Consider the following 14,818-nt stretch of genomic DNA (forward strand, 5'->3'; position numbering starts at 1 on the left):
TTCATAATTACCCAGAGTTTCATCGGCCATGACGGGCCATGGCTGTTTGATTGATCAAAAATTGAAAGGAGGGGCTCATGCAAAAACGAAAATGTGTCAGTTCATGTGTGCGTGTTATGACGATCGTGTTTGTGGTGGCATCGGGCGTGATTCCTTATCATATTCATGCCTCAGAACCTGACCAAAAGGAAATTGCGCCTGTCGCGGCTGGAGTCGTTGAAGGCCGCGTTATCGAAGCAGAAGAGTTGACTCTTGTGATCGAAAAAGCAAATGGAGAAGTCGTTCGCGTTCCCATGCCGGGAAAAAGCGGGGAATCTTCTGCCGACTTTGAAAAAGGAGATTATATCGAGGTAGCCATATCTCCTGAAGGAATAACGACTTCGGTGAGAAAGGTTGCTAAAACGGAAAACTGACAGACATAATAAGGGACCATGTCTACAAGATGAGGGAATGTTGGAGAAGCCGGCCATGAAATGAAATTACGCTCCGTAGTTTGGAAGAAAGTGAGGTTTCTTGATGAATGCCGTCTGCGCTCATCCCCCCTGTTCATGCCAGAATTCCGAGGGTGAGGAATACTGTTCGGAAGAATGTGCAAATGTGATCACCGCGCCGGTAGGAAAGTGTCGGTGTGGTCATGATGGTTGTGAAGGTTATTTAAAGTATCGAGACGCTCCGTCTTAAGCATCATCAGGCTTTTCCAAGCGCAGGGAAGAGTTGGTCGTCAAGAATCCAGGTTCTCTGTTGGAACGACAGAGCCTCAAGGTCGGGGGGCTCTGTCAAGGCAATGCATGATTACCGCGTTTACGCTCTTCTCGTTGGGGCTGAATAGCACGCGCATCATCCAGCCCAAGTAACAATCGCCCAACATTTGGCGAGGTGCGGATCCGAGGTTATCCCCTAAAGAGTTTAGGTAGCGGTTTTTTAAGCTGCCTCCTCTGTCCATTTCTTCGAGGAAGCATTGTTCTTCAATGGCAAACTTTTGAAAAAGTGACCATGCTATTCGGGAGCCACGAATGTGGCGGAGGACTGGGAATGCCTTTGATCCTCTCCCGGAGGGGTTGAAGGGACACTATGTTCGACCTGAGGCGAACAGGGCATTTGAATCAGTGCAAAGCGGCCTCCCGATTGAGTGGGAGAATGGTTGTCTTCTATTCGTGTGTACCACCACCGGCCTTCTGCCTGATTACCGGACGGTGATAAGCGGAGATCAAATTCACCTTCGCGATCGTTTTTGGTTTGATACCATTTACCTTGCCACCTGCCATTATCCAGTCTGGTTGTCACCAAACGTCCCTCTTGCCATTCATACACGCCGTGGCCTTCCCGATTGAGTGTGAGGCAGTACGCACCGTTTTCATCGCGGAATTCCCATGTCCCGGCCAGATCCGATTTCTTCATTGAAGATGGTTGCAGATCTTGACCCGGTGCATGTACCTGAGGTTCCGGCGGATTGGTTCGACAGCCAAAGAACACAAATTGAAGGACAAGAAAGACACCGATCATTTTCCATTGGCGCAAGTGAACTGTTTCGAGATTTTTTATCATGATCCGACCTTCTATTTTTCACTAGGGTTGGAAGCCAGTACCGTTATTCAAACATTGGTCTGCTGCATAGCCGCGCATTTTTCGTTTGCCTTTTTCCCGTAGGAATTCGGGAAGGACGTCCGGAAAGGATGACGCGGTGTTCTCATTGCTCAACGATTTCCGTTATTGAATGCCTTCTTTCATGATATCCATGTTTATTTTTATTTATACGGCTCAAATTATGACATGGATATGAAAAGGCCTACATGGACAAAAGCCTTTAGTGAATTTGGGAAATATCCAAAGAATCGAGCTTTACGCGAAGGCAAGGAAGAGGTGAGACGTGAAAGGTATTGCCCAGGAGTAGGAGCACAATTGCTCAGACAGTGCCACTCCTGATTTTCCGCTCCGGTGAGACGAGAATAGAATAGCGGGCAGGTCACAGACCGGCTTCCTGTCGAAGGGAGGAGTGTCGGCACATCTCTGAGGCCAGCAAAACGATTGTAGGTCACCTGATGCTTGAAAGGTCTGAAGGAAAGTCTCAACCAACCCCACCCGTGATTTTTATTAATTGAAGCACAGTCTTTCGTTTGCTGGAGTGTTTGGCCCGTACCCAGTAATTGCCGTCCGTGCCTCACTTTTTTTATCTTCACCATGGCCCTGGGGGGGATGTTTTTCCTGAATAATTACTTCCCGAAGCCGGTGGTTTTCCTCTACCACTTGAGAAAGTTCCTTGATAAGTTTTCGATTTTGTTCCTGAAGATATAAAATTTCCTGCTCTAATTGCTCGATATTTAAGAAATTCATCATCGTCTCCTCCCTTGTGGGGGTCCACGTTCCCCAATTTTGAAAATGTACGCCAGCCTCCTCTGTCCATGACAGAACTGGCCCCTTTTTCATCATATCAGATAAGTCAAAACAAGGAGGAATGATGTTGAGCAGACTTAGCTCACCGATTGCGGAATTGAACTTGACAAGGAGATTGCCGAGCAATTTTTAATCAGACGAGGCCGGTGCTCTGGATTCTTCTGCATCGGAGAGTCTGAATGGAGTATTGGAGGCCGGACCCAAGGTTCCGGTCCACCATTGTGTTTGCGCGGGATTCTCTTTTTTCATGGTTTTCGTTATGCCACAAATTTCATGTTTACTCATTTTTCCGATCGGATTCAGCCGGGCATCCCGATACTTCCATGAATGAATCGGGATGACATATTGTTCCCAGGAAAGAAGAGATCCATAACATACTCTGGATGTTGACAAAGCGGGCGCTCCGGCTAATTTGTCGGATAGTCTTTCCCAGAGATCCCGCCAAACCCAATTGGGGATTTTCCAGGTCTCGCCGGGATACACAAACGAAAATATGGTGAGGTGACTCAGGAGAAGCTCCCAATGTGTCTCAAAACGTTTAAATAATCGAGCCCAATCCAGCCCGGGGCCGCAGGCATGAAACAGATGAATGATGTCCGCTCCATCATACCGATGACGTTCCATCACAAAAGCTTTCGTCCAAATCATTTCTTCTGGAGGGGTGAGACGGATCGGCCAGCTCTCCCACGTGGCATAAGGGGCATACCGAAACCATTCCTCATCCACATCACACAACCCGTTCCCTGAACTGAAAATCATATCGACAAACAATTCATTATGGGAGACCTTGCCCAGCCAATGACTATAGGTTGTTTCCGTTCGATAACCCGCTTTTTTCATGGCTTTCATCACTTCAGGATAATCATGAGGGTAGACAAAAATGTCGATATCTTTTGTGTGGCGTGCGATACCTGTTAAGGCGGCCAACGCATAAGATCCGCCTAATAGAAAGGAAATGTTGGACTTCAGGAGGAATGACAGCACGTCGGTGTAAAACCGGCGGTAGGAAGCTTTCCGGGCCAGGTCGGGAACCGAAAAAGGCGTCTGAATGGTTGTGCCATCGCCGATGGATGGTGGGGGGTTTGTGTACCTTGGAGCCATCGATTAGGTCTCATTCATGATGATCGACAGGGGTTGCAAGTTTGAGAGTATGCACAAAAAATGGCATCCTGGCAGGATTCGTCCGATGAAGCAGGGGCATTGCCACATTCCACACTGGTATGTGATTCCTGGTTCTTCCTTCCACCTTTCCATGATGTGCATGTCCATGAAACACCATATTTACCGGATAGCGCATCAGTATCTCTTCAAACATGCTGGACCCAAGAAATGGGATAATTTCCTTGGCTTCCCCTTCAACGGTTTCCCGAATTGGGGCATAATGTAAAATCGCCACACGATGAGTACTCTTGGATTGTTTGAGGGCCGTTTCAAATTTCCGAGCTTCCTGGCGGGTCTCCTGGACGAATTCCTTCATGATTGCTTCACCCCATGGCTGCAACGCATATTCCCCAAATCCCCCTCCGAATCCTTTCACACCGATAAAATCAACTCCGTTGACCGTATGAAATGTGCCATCAAGAATAATGATTCCGGCTTCTTCCAATACCTCCCGAATGATATCGGCCTTTCCTTGTTCATGATCATGATTGCCCAGGACTCCAAGTACGGGACAGGAAAAAATTTGTAGACACTTCAGTAAGGTATTCGCCTCCTCTGGATCGCCATGATGGGTCAAATCGCCACATAACACCACCACATCCGCTTGTTCTTTCATTCCGTTACAGACCGATTGTAAGAATTCCGGAGAAATATAAGAACAATGCAGGTCACCCACTGCCGCAATCCGCAACACTGATTCCTGTTTGGCCAGATGGTTATCCGTGGATTCCGGACTGGAGACGTGTGAAGACCGGCCCACGGGCCTACTCTGGGAAAAGGGCTTCGAAGACATGCGCAAATTACATCAGAAAGATAATCCATCTGCACCTGGCAAAGACCCTGGGAGGAATATTATTTCCCAGGGCTAGGGTTCTTCCCAGTGGGGGAAAATTTTTGCCCTGTTAGTATTTTAATTTTGATTAGCTGGTTTTCGAATTATACAAGCAGGGAGATGGAGATGTTCTGGTAAGCGGACCAGGCCTTGATGTGATCATTCTAGGAATCCTCATCACGCAAGAGCAGTCAAAACGTCTTCGGCAAATCGGGCGAGCCGAGGCAATGAATGGCGGACATTGGGAAAACCTTATGCTGGGCCTAAGGCTTTCTCTCCATCGGAACAAAGCTCCTTATCCTAAGCCTATCCATTAATGACAGGCACCACAACATGGAGCATTATTGCGGATCAGGCTTGCTCGGAGAAGGGAGAGAACATCGTTGATACGTTACCCGCCTATCGAACAGCATGGCGTCATCGGGGATCTGCATACGGTGGCGTTAGTGGGGATGAACGGTTCGATCGATTTCATGTGTTTTCCACGTTTTGATTCCCCCACCATTTTTGCCTCCTTGCTGGACCAACAGCGTGGTGGAGAATTTTCTATCCTTGCCGTTCGTGATACCGGCCAACGAAAGCAACTGTACTTGACGGACACCAACATTCTCTTGACGCAATTGTCTGCCGAAGAAGGAATGGGCGAAATTTCCGACTTTATGCCTATTGAAGAGGCCGGGCAGATTCATAATGTGATTCGTCGTGTGAAATCCGTCCGGGGACGAATGCAATACTGCATGCGGTGCGCCCCGAGGTTCAATTATGCCAGCGCGACTCATTCCCTTGAACAGCATCATGACAAAGAAGTGGTGTTTATTTCCCATGGTCCCGATCAGACGCGCTTGCGACTTCGCGCGTCCATTCCTCTACACGTGCACGATCAGGATGTCATTGCGGAATTCACGCTCAAAGCCGGGGAGCATGCCACCTTCATTTTGGAGGATGCCGGCAATAGTGAGCAGTCTGTCGCGTCCAATCCGGAGGATGTGTCGGACGTCTTTAAAGCCACGATGAATTTTTGGCACAACTGGTTGGCCTCCTGCCGGTATGAAGGTCGCTGGCGAGAAACCATCCATCGTTCCGCGTTGATGCTGAAATTGTTGACCTTTCGTCCGAACGGAGCGATTGTGGCTTCCCCCACATTTGGGCTTCCGGAAATCATTGGTGGAGAAAAGAATTGGGATTATCGGTATACCTGGATACGAGATGCCGCTTTTACCGTGTATGCGTTTTTGCGCCTGGGGTTTACCCAGGAGGCCGTGGCTTTTAACGAATGGGTGGAGGATCGCTTTAGCCATATGAACGGACAGCATCCTCTCCAGGTCATGTATCGGATCGATGGTAGTACGGATCTACACGAACAGACCCTACCACACTTGAGTGGATATCAAGGATCCTCACCGGTCAGGATCGGCAATGCCGGCCACGAACAGCTTCAACTCGATGGATTGGGGGCACTCATGGATTCCGTCTACTTATCCAATAAATATGGGAGACTAATCTCCTATGATTTTTGGAAAAGTCTCGCCCATCTGATCGATTGGGTCTGTGATAACTGGCAGGTTCCGGACCATGGTGTATGGGAATTTCGCGGGGAACCTCGTGAATTTTTGTATTCCCGCTTGTTCTGTTGGGTGGCCGTGGATCGTGGAATACGGTTGGCAAAAAAACGGTCCTTACCTGGACCGATCAGACGGTGGGAACAGGTTCGGGATGAAATTTACCATGAAGTGATGCAAGACTTCTGGAATCCCGAATTGAAATGCTTCGTTCAATCTAAGGGCAGTCAAATTGTGGATGCGTCAAGTCTGGTGATGCCATTAGTCAAATTTGTCAGTCCGACGGATCCCCGATGGTTAATGACGCTGGAGTCTATAGAATCCCATCTTGTCGAAGATTCGCTTGTCTATCGGTATCGCGAAAAGAATCAAGCTCTGGGTGCTCTTTCAACGGAAAATGGAAGTTTTTCGATGTGTACGTTTTGGTACATTGAGTGTTTATCTCGCGCCGGAGATGTCAAAAAGGCCCACTTTCTGTTTGATAAAATGTTGGGCCATGCCAATCATCTTGGATTATTCGGCGAAGGCTTAGGTCCCGGCCTGGCGCATGTGGGGAATTTTCCTCAAGCTCTGACGCATTTGGCCTTAATCAGCGCGGCATATGATCTGAACCGGCGTATGCAATAACCTGTCTCGTTCCTGCCGGTTCGGCTATTGGGTTGCCTGAAACATGGCCCGGCTCTCACACTCCCTTATCCGGTATAACGAAAGATCCCGACAGGAGTCTTGTGAATCAGGCAGGAGAACGTTGTTCGCCTCTGTCCTTTTTATGTTTATTGACGGCCTGAATTTACAGTGGAATTCATAGGTGATTGGCCTATGTGATGTAGTCCAACTCACGAAGGATATTCATATTGGACGAGTCTCAGTCTTTTATCACCCTTGGGGGACATGAATAAGCGGGACCTGGATGCATTCTCATGGAGACCGAAGTGTCTTTTCAGGCAGTTCCAGGGTTCCTTGCAGTGTTCGGATGAACAAAAAACCGTTACATTCCGGTGAAGTTTTTTTATGCGCGATGAATTATAGGGTTGAGACGGCACGTATCGTTAGCAATACCACAATGTTCATGCCAGCAAGGGGTTACCGTTATGAAGGAGATGGCTCACGAAGTTATTTCTGAAGGGCGAAACGAAGGACTACGGCAAATGCTGTTAGAGAAGAAAAATGAGGTTCAAAAACAAATTGATGATCTGATTCTCCAGCGTCGTGAAGAACAGGAACGGTGGCGAGGGGAACCGGCCATGGATGATCAGGATATGGCTTACCGCGATAGTTCAGCCGATCAACTCCTTTCTTTACTGGAAATCCGTCACCGGATGAGAGTGACCCTTGATGAAGCCTTGACCCGCCTTCGGGAAGGGACCTACGGGTTTTGCAATGAATGTGGAGAGCCGGTCAGTAATGCCCGCCTCAAGGCTTTACCGTTCGCAAAAACCTGTTTTGACTGTCAAAATGTGATCGAGGAACTGGAAAAAGTCGCACGAAGTTAAGATGTACCCCCTTTAACAGGAGGAGGGGAGATGAGTCGTTGCCGGGGCTGAACCAACCTGCTTGGGAATCTGTTTGAGGAGCTTTTGAAATTTATCGGTTCCGTCTCTGGAAGGCCACCCCAAAAGTCGGCCGGGGACGAGGCACCCGCTCCGCTGGCGAAGGGGGATCCAACACTTCCTTCTGGTTCTTTAAGATCACCGGATCAATAACATTGCCGCATTGTATGCAGTGTTTGGTGGTGATCCATAATTCTCCTCCGGGGTTGGCGACATCCAAACAATGTCCCTTAATCAGGAGACCTCCACATCGATCACAAGACGATTGATTCATCATGTGGGCAATATCCCTCTCTATGGTATGGGCGTCACGAGTGGGTTTTTTTGTCGTCTGTGGCATATCACACCTCTTCTCTCGTTAAGCACATGAGTGGGAGTTGAACTCCCAATTTGAAGATTGGAACCTACCCTAAAGAGGAATCTCCCTCATGACAACTGCAAAAATCCCTGGTTTTTGGGAAAGAATGCCGACCCTGGAATTCCGTCTGGAGGGGAAATCCAGTTTTCCTGAGCGTTGAAAACCCCAGCTCGTATTGAGGAACGCTTGGGCGTGCCTTTCCGGATTGGAAAATCTCACTTCATACTTTAGGTTTGAGGCCGATCGATCATTTCCACCTCACTTGTCTCCCATGGGCTTGCATGTTAAACCAACGCTCGGTGGATGATACAGGTTCAGATCTGTTGCACGAGAGGTCTTCCCTTGAGCGTTCGTCTCTGAAAATTCAAACCAGTCACAGGGCTGCTGTCGGAACACTCACATACATCCCAACGTATCATCCGGGAAGATCGATATGTCTTCACGGAGTGTTGAGGAATAAAGATGTTCAAGGGCAAATTTGCCCAGGATTAGATTACTCATCAAAGGCTCCGGGTCGGTTCAAAAAAGTCCGTCCAGCAAGGCCGCAGCCGCTTTTTCGCGCGGAGCGTACGCTTAGTACGTGAGCACGGGAAAATGGCGAGAACGCCGCTGGTGGCTTTTTTCAACAGACCCCTTCACGATTCTCTGTGACTGACATTTTTCCGGAGGGTGCTCTTCTGGACTTATTCCTGAAGATCCGACCGGATTTGTCCGTTCACAGAAAAGTTGCTTCATGTTAATTATGGGGCAGATCACATGATTCCAGTACGAACCGTTCCTTGGGTCAAGCGGGGCATGTTGTATCCCGATCTTTTTTTACCCACAAAAATTTAACCGAGGAAACTTCATGAAACTATATGACAGAGATGCCGAACCAGTAAAAATGGTCAGTGTGTTTATCACGGGGATAATCATTGGAACCGTGGCGACCTTTTTGTTATGCCCGCAATCCGGGCGGGAATCACGTGGTCAAATTCGTGATTATGTTCGTCGAAAAGGAGAGAATTTGAACGATCTGCAGGAAAGAACAGTTGAGACATATCAAGACATCGTGTCCGGGACCCGGAAGGGGTGGGAAGACATTCAGGAGACGATCCAAGAGGCAGTACATGTTGGAATGGATGAATTTCGTAAGGAATTGAAAGATATAAAAAGCAAGGCATAAGGTTACATAGAAGTGTCGCGAAAGTGTCGCGTTCATAAAAAATTTCGGAGAATGGTCCTGTTTGAATATTGGGGTGATTCACGTGATTTTCCCTGTGGTCTTGCCACGGGACATTTATTGTTACTAGTGTATTAGATTGATAATTGTCCTTTGTTTCTCCCTCGCGTCCATTTCACACACCACAATCAAGAAGGCCATCCCGTTGGTGTTGCAGCTTGCACCACTATTTGGCCTGCTTTCTGCCCGCTGCACGTCAGCTCTGTCCAGGTTGTAAACGAACCCCAAATTTTATCTTAAAGTGCCGCGATCCTCCCGTATGCCCAAAAATGGGACGCCGTTTTATTTACTAGTTCAATGAAATCCGATAGGGCTGCTTGAAAGTCTTGCACATTTCTGTCGCCCGGGTTTCAGTGAGTGATTCCCGGGGTGGAGCCAGTGAGCAAGTGTCGGCTGGCGAATATTAGAATTCATCGATGGCTACTGGGTGAAGGAGGTCGCGAACTGACACGATCCCGACAATGTCATATTGGTGGGTGACGGCCAGATGGCGGATGCCGGATCGATCCATCACATCCGCCGCTTCGAATATCGGCGCATCTTGATCAATGCTGATCACGGGAGCGGTCATAATAGTTTCGACCGTGGTTCGTTCAGGTGACCGGTGGGTCGAGACCACTTTGCGGACAATGTCGGATTCGGTGACGATGCCCACAATATGTCCGTTTTGTTTGACGAATACGCTACCGATTCGGCGAATCCGCATCAAGGTAGCAGCAAGAGACACGAGGTCCCCGCAATTCACTGACGCGAGATCCTGTTTCATGAGTTCTTCCACTCGAATCATAGGTGTGCTCCTTTCGTTATCACATTCATTAATCGGGAGATTTGAATTTCCTCGTCTTACTTAAGATCGATAGTTAGGCTACCAGCGAGAATTTCCCCTTCGGACCCTGTCCATGCAAAATCGGATAGCACAGGCGTGGGCGTTTGGGAAGATGGAGAAGGGTATGAATGCCGTACAAGAGCGGCTGAAGGAGTATCAGTATTCCCAGAGTCATGACCATGAGTTTCATTGTGTGTCTCCTGCTGAATGTGTTGTGTCATCGGTGATTGCTTCTTTCAGTATCATGACAGAGTGCTGTTACCATAAAGTTTCCGAATCGTTAGCAGCCGGTAACATTTCATAATGTCTTGGTAAACCGGTGCTATTGACCACGATGTAATCAAGTGGGAACCAACAACCGTCGGAGGCAACGATTCGGGGAAAAAGGGTGTGCCTTTCATTGGTATAAAGAGGTTGTGAATGCCATGGCCTCGCAGGCTCCGCGGTGTGGTGATTTTGGAATTATGGCCTGAAGGTGGTTGTGTACTATGTAAGGCGATTCAAGGGCCGGTTTTAATTTCCGCCTCTTCCCTTGCATGGGCGAGAAGGTGGGATGTGGCATTACTTGAACGAATCCTTGATAGCAAGGTTGTGATAGGAATGATAGTGAAACAGTTTAGAACTTCATTCCGTTGCGAAGGGAGTGAGAAGTATTTATGCTTGCGTGAGATTAGTGAGATTTTTGGGTTGGTGCCCATTCCTGGGCATTTTCGGCTCGCGTCGGTGACCATTGAACGGCGACCACCCGGATAATGGCCAATACCATTAATATTCCACCCAGGATCATCCATTGCTCCAGATGGGCTTCCGAAAACCATTTCGAGATAATTTCGGTAAGCATGACCACGAGAATCGTATCGACAATGAACGTGACTTTGACTCGGCCCTCGGAAAAATAGGTGACGGTGGTTTTAAACACCTCGACGATCGCGAGAATAATCAACGTATCCACGATGAGTTGACGAAAGACCTGTTCAAGGGGTTCCGTGAACAGAACTTCTAAATTCAGGAAAATTCTCAGGACGCCTCCAGCGAGCCCGACGAGGATGGTGACAATTAATAAGCTCAGGACGGCTTTGATGCCTTTCATCCAGAAATGAGTCAGATCGGCTTCCAACGCTTTGGCCAGCCACGCGGATGACTGTTGAAGGGAGCTGTTAAACAGGGAAGGGTCGGTAGAGGGACTCGTGGCTTTCATGGGTTTATAATTCATCCTTTGCAACAGGAGCCAATAAATCGCGAACCGAAAGCATCCCGAACACCTGGGACTCATTGCCGACCACCAAATGTCTTGTGTGAGCCGCCTGCATGATCCCGGCAGCCTCAAAGATCGACTCCGTTTCATCAATGGAGACAAGGGGACTGCTCATAATATCTCCGACCTGAATATACTCTGAAGGAAAGTGAAAGGCCACGACCTTTCTCACGATATCGCTTTCGGTCACAATGCCCACGAGCTCGTCCCCGCGTTTCACCAACAGGCTTCCGATTTTGCGAATTCGCATCAGGTTGGCGGCCACGGATACCGCCTGGGTGAACTCCACGCAGGCCAGTTCCCTCGTCATTAATTGTTCAACTCGTACCATGTTTTTCTCCTTTGTTAATATGATTGTGCATAATGGAATGTACCGCTTTGGTATTAAATCTTCGTCGCAAGTCTGTGACGCATGTGTAACATTTCGTCTGCTCCCCTCCTTTTACGGTGGAAGTCTAGGGTAGAATGATCCGGAAAGGGTGGAGGATGATCATGTTTGATTGGAGGCATATCGGAATGAAACGATCGGCAAGTTGGATGGGACTGATGGTGGTGGGGGGTCTCTTTTTGGGAGGGTGTCAGACGCCCCAGTTTCAAACGTTAAAAATTTTAGACAGTCCCAATCGTGTGGTGGCGTTACAGGCTATGCGGGATGCCTATGACGGAAAAGGCTATGATCATCCCGTGTCTATCACGAACGAGGAAATGATCCAAATTTTGCAGGGTATCCGGGCAGAACAAACAGGTTTATACAGTGCTTCGTCATCCGGTAATTCCTCGACCCATCCGGTATTCAGCCCATCAGAAATTCAATTTTTCGCTCCCTTGATTGTCAAAGGGTTGAGTCAAGCCACTCCGGAAGAGATGGTCACGTTCTTTGAAACGGCTGAAATTGAAACAGATGACCTTGAAAAGAATTTTGCAATCACCACCTCGGGCGGATTCTATGTAGCCGAGGGGAATTTTTACGTTGTCGTGAGTAATTTTTCCGTAAAAACCCCCCTCTGGCAGGACACGCAGAGATCGAGTTATGACGTAGACGCGGTTCGCACCAATTCTCTTGAGCAATTAAAACCTCAGCCCGGTCTGCTGGTTTTTGAGCCGCGGGAGTTTTTGGTGGAGTCTCCCGATGGAGAAATCGGAAGCTTTTTAAAAGGCAAGCCCTGGCAAGCCGCCATCCGGTATCGGGAGTTCTTGAGGCATTCCATCGCTCCCCAGGCACAGAAGAATGAACGGAAATCCGATTAAGGTGTTTCCTCACATATGCCTGCGGTATAGGTGAGGGAAGCCATTGGTCAGATTCTGAGGCGTCGTGAGTGCTTGGGTATGATGTCCGCCCCCTTCATGAAGCCTGCCCCCTGATTTTTGGTCGAGGGCCTTGCAAATGTAACCCGGTGACCATCAAATATATTTCCTCCGCAATATCCGGCACATGATCGCCGGCACGCTCCAACCCCTTTGCGATAAATAAGAGTTGAGTCCCGTCTGCAATGTTCCTGGTTTCCCTACTCATTGTGCGGAGCAGATGCTGAAACAGATTGGCGTAGACGGTGTTCAATCCTCCTAAGCCACATTGGCTAACGGGGTATTATGGTGTCTGTAGGACTCCGTACCCTGGGATAACATGGATTGGATGCGTTTGCCCATCCATTGAAATTGGTCGGCCAATTCGACAGAAATGGACTGTGACAAATGCCGGCTGCGTTTGGCAGTATTTTTCGCGTAATCCCCGATCCGTTCCAAATGGATTGCGATGCGAGAAGCCGCCGGAATGGCCCTCTGGTCGTCAGCCATCGCCTCGGTAATCGGATAGCGATGGCCGTCACAACAAGGGGCTTTGGAGTTTTCCTGGAAATTCTCCGTATGGGTCTGTGTCAAATGTATTTGGAGCAGATAGTAAATCTTGAAAGATTCACCTTTCGACTATCCGAGGAGGAGATGACAGGTTCATGATCCTCTCGTCCAACAGGTTGAATGCTACTGGGGCCTACAGAACGAGTTCATTTTATATTTCAGCAGTACTCGCAGGCTGGTCGTAAGAAATCACGCGAGTCTTTCATTTCATTGGCAAATACAAGGGAAGAACAGGCCTCTTCCGGATGAGAACCGACAGAGGCCTGTTGGTGCGACGAGAGGAGGAGTGCCTTTGCGTCCCGATGAAGTTAGAACGAGACGTCCCATTGTAGACGGACCCGTTGTTCATGTTGGTTTTGACCAGCGGGTTGAGCCAGCGTCAGCCAGGACCCATCGAGGGTGATCTTGTTTCGATGCCCGGCAAAGAACCAATTGATGACGGTCGTATATTCCTGTCGCCGGTCATTGGGAGCGGAGATATTGGGATCGACGAATGCATAGCGGAAGGCCACTTCCAATGGTTTGGGCACCGCCGGAATGAGATAGTGGGGAAAATATCCGACCTGCGAATAACTCCCCATCATATTGGTCTTATGGCCCGGTGCCCCTTCCGGAAAGCTGTTGTCCTTGACCTCTTTCCAATGGTATTCATGTTGAATAGAGAGTCCCCGCCATTTGAACGCGAATTCCTCCACCATGCCCTGCACCCGGTATTGCCCGGCTTTCGCGTTGGAATCAGAGGTGTACGGCAAGCCGGCCGAGTTGTCTTCTTCCAAGGTTCCACATCCGCTTGAGGACCATCGGGTACATTTGCCGATCGTGGTATAGGCCCCGAAGGCCACGCTTCCGGTAGGTTGCTCATGAAACTCCACGTCACTTTGTGACCATTTCAGATCCCGGCCTAAAAAGTTCCATTGGTACCGTCCGAAATACATCATGTTGGCGTCGTCGTTGGCTTCTCCCCGGCCGGATCCGGTAAAGACACCGGCATAATACCGGGAGTCAAAGGCCGTCCCGGGTGCCAAATGCCCATACAGCATGGCTCCGACCTGTCGGTCGATGGTAAAAACCTCATTGACGATCGATCGTTCCACGAACTGCTGGTTGCCGGACGAGTCTCTTCGTTCCCGGTTGTAGTCGACTTTCCATTGTCCGAGTTGGAGTGAGAGAAATTTGAACTTTTCTAAGCTAATCCGCCAATCGATTAATCGAGTCGCTCCGGGTGATCCACCGGCATTGGATGTGGATTGCAAGTCCAATTCGAAATAGTACTTGATCCAGGGTTGATAGCCATGCCCGCCGATTTTCATTCGAACCCGGCGAAGTTCGAGGGTACTCTGGGGGTCATCATTGAAATCTGCGAGGGATACCGGATCTCCGTTAGTGGGATACGTATAGCGACCCTGGAACCGCCATTGAATCTGAGTGGCAAATTTGCCATCCTTCGTTTTAAATTCAAACCCCTTATTGCCCCAACCGACTTCAACGGGAAATTTATCGTCAAAGGCTTTTTGTTGCTCCACAGCTTTCTTCTCTTCTGCAGCCTCAATCTTGATCCAATCCTCTTTCGTGATCACCTCTTTTTCACGCAACACATCGATCAGGGCGTCACTTGCCTCGACATTCGGCTGAAGGAACAAGCTTAAACACGCCATCGTCGTGAACAACCAGAAAACTTTCATGAAAACGACCTCCCCTTAAAAAGTAAGCTCCTATGGTTCGAAATCGAGTGGGAAAATGTATGCTTTCTGGAAAGGAGAGTACCCCGAGTTTGTTACGAAGGCGTTAAGTTGGGGTCAAGGAAAGGTAA

Annotated in this window: 17 protein-coding genes; 5 read left to right on the forward strand and 12 right to left on the reverse strand. The window is 48.8% G+C overall.

Annotated elements, in window-relative coordinates; genetic code table 11:
• Positions 1 to 77: 77 nt before the first annotated feature.
• A complete protein-coding gene (locus PQG83_RS02755) occupies positions 78 to 413 on the forward strand; it encodes a hypothetical protein (protein WP_312746546.1) in 336 nt (111 codons plus the stop codon).
• Positions 414 to 996: 583 nt separating this feature from the next.
• Here the strand turns inward: PQG83_RS02755 and PQG83_RS02760 are convergent.
• From PQG83_RS02760 to PQG83_RS02775, 4 genes are all read right to left on the reverse strand, one after another.
• On the reverse strand, positions 997 to 1,545 hold the full coding sequence (locus PQG83_RS02760) for a hypothetical protein (protein ID WP_312746549.1): 549 nt from the start codon (positions 1,543 to 1,545) through the stop codon (positions 997 to 999).
• A gap of 546 nt (positions 1,546 to 2,091) precedes the next feature.
• Positions 2,092 to 2,334 carry a hypothetical protein gene (locus PQG83_RS02765; protein ID WP_312746551.1) on the reverse strand — a complete coding sequence of 81 codons (243 nt, stop codon included), beginning with the start codon at positions 2,332 to 2,334 and terminating at the stop codon, positions 2,092 to 2,094.
• Between the two features lie 186 nt (positions 2,335 to 2,520).
• Positions 2,521 to 3,492, reverse strand: coding sequence for a nucleotidyltransferase family protein (locus PQG83_RS02770; protein WP_312746553.1), 972 nt, complete (start codon positions 3,490 to 3,492; stop codon positions 2,521 to 2,523).
• A 10-nt stretch (positions 3,493 to 3,502) separates the two neighbouring features.
• Positions 3,503 to 4,312, reverse strand: a complete 810-nt coding sequence (locus PQG83_RS02775; protein WP_312746556.1) for a metallophosphoesterase family protein — start codon at positions 4,310 to 4,312, stop codon at positions 3,503 to 3,505.
• Positions 4,313 to 4,767: 455 nt separating this feature from the next.
• Here PQG83_RS02775 and PQG83_RS02780 point away from each other — a divergent pair, with 455 nt between their 5' ends.
• Positions 4,768 to 6,570, forward strand: coding sequence for a glycoside hydrolase family 15 protein (locus PQG83_RS02780; RefSeq protein ID WP_312746559.1), 1,803 nt, complete (start codon positions 4,768 to 4,770; stop codon positions 6,568 to 6,570).
• 473 nt (positions 6,571 to 7,043) lie between these two features.
• On the forward strand, positions 7,044 to 7,436 hold the full coding sequence (locus PQG83_RS02785) for a TraR/DksA family transcriptional regulator (RefSeq protein ID WP_312746562.1): 393 nt from the start codon (positions 7,044 to 7,046) through the stop codon (positions 7,434 to 7,436).
• 91 nt (positions 7,437 to 7,527) lie between these two features.
• Here the strand turns inward: PQG83_RS02785 and PQG83_RS02790 are convergent, their stop codons facing one another.
• Complete coding sequence (locus tag PQG83_RS02790) at positions 7,528 to 7,833, reverse strand: hypothetical protein (protein WP_312746565.1); 306 nt, start codon at positions 7,831 to 7,833, stop codon at positions 7,528 to 7,530.
• Between the two features lie 865 nt (positions 7,834 to 8,698).
• Here PQG83_RS02790 and PQG83_RS02795 point away from each other — a divergent pair.
• Complete coding sequence (locus PQG83_RS02795; RefSeq protein ID WP_312746568.1) at positions 8,699 to 9,016, forward strand: YtxH domain-containing protein; 318 nt, start codon at positions 8,699 to 8,701, stop codon at positions 9,014 to 9,016.
• Positions 9,017 to 9,476: 460 nt separating this feature from the next.
• Here PQG83_RS02795 and PQG83_RS02800 read toward each other — a convergent pair whose 3' ends face one another.
• The 4 genes from PQG83_RS02800 to PQG83_RS02815 form a co-directional block, all read right to left on the reverse strand.
• Entirely contained in the window at positions 9,477 to 9,860 is a 384-nt protein-coding gene (locus tag PQG83_RS02800) for a CBS domain-containing protein (protein WP_312746571.1), read from the reverse strand.
• Between the two features lie 73 nt (positions 9,861 to 9,933).
• Positions 9,934 to 10,089 carry a hypothetical protein gene (locus PQG83_RS02805; protein ID WP_312746574.1) on the reverse strand — a complete coding sequence of 52 codons (156 nt, stop codon included), beginning with the start codon at positions 10,087 to 10,089 and terminating at the stop codon, positions 9,934 to 9,936.
• Between the two features lie 480 nt (positions 10,090 to 10,569).
• Positions 10,570 to 11,097: a phosphate-starvation-inducible PsiE family protein gene (locus tag PQG83_RS02810; protein WP_312746577.1), complete on the reverse strand. Its 528-nt coding sequence runs from the start codon at positions 11,095 to 11,097 to the stop codon at positions 10,570 to 10,572.
• Positions 11,098 to 11,101: 4 nt separating this feature from the next.
• On the reverse strand, positions 11,102 to 11,485 hold the full coding sequence (locus tag PQG83_RS02815) for a CBS domain-containing protein (RefSeq protein ID WP_312746580.1): 384 nt from the start codon (positions 11,483 to 11,485) through the stop codon (positions 11,102 to 11,104).
• 161 nt (positions 11,486 to 11,646) lie between these two features.
• Here PQG83_RS02815 and PQG83_RS02820 point away from each other — a divergent pair, with 161 nt between their 5' ends.
• Positions 11,647 to 12,402 carry a hypothetical protein gene (locus PQG83_RS02820; RefSeq protein ID WP_312746583.1) on the forward strand — a complete coding sequence of 252 codons (756 nt, stop codon included), beginning with the start codon at positions 11,647 to 11,649 and terminating at the stop codon, positions 12,400 to 12,402.
• 94 nt (positions 12,403 to 12,496) lie between these two features.
• Here PQG83_RS02820 and PQG83_RS02825 read toward each other — a convergent pair whose 3' ends face one another.
• The 3 genes from PQG83_RS02825 to PQG83_RS02835 all read right to left on the reverse strand — a co-directional run bounded on the left by PQG83_RS02825 (position 12,497) and on the right by PQG83_RS02835 (position 14,690).
• The gene (locus PQG83_RS02825; protein ID WP_312746586.1) at positions 12,497 to 12,712 is read right to left on the reverse strand and encodes a PhoU domain-containing protein; all 216 of its coding nucleotides are present in this window, start codon (positions 12,710 to 12,712) and stop codon (positions 12,497 to 12,499) included.
• A 5-nt stretch (positions 12,713 to 12,717) separates the two neighbouring features.
• Positions 12,718 to 12,948 (reverse strand): PhoU domain-containing protein, encoded by a 231-nt coding sequence (locus tag PQG83_RS02830; protein WP_312746588.1) that lies wholly within the window; start codon positions 12,946 to 12,948, stop codon positions 12,718 to 12,720.
• A gap of 368 nt (positions 12,949 to 13,316) precedes the next feature.
• Positions 13,317 to 14,690 carry a porin gene (locus tag PQG83_RS02835; RefSeq protein WP_312746590.1) on the reverse strand — a complete coding sequence of 458 codons (1,374 nt, stop codon included), beginning with the start codon at positions 14,688 to 14,690 and terminating at the stop codon, positions 13,317 to 13,319.
• Positions 14,691 to 14,818: the final 128 nt, after the last annotated feature.

The organism is Candidatus Nitrospira neomarina (genome assembly GCF_032051675.1).
GTDB lineage: Bacteria > Nitrospirota > Nitrospiria > Nitrospirales > UBA8639 > Nitrospira_E > Nitrospira_E neomarina.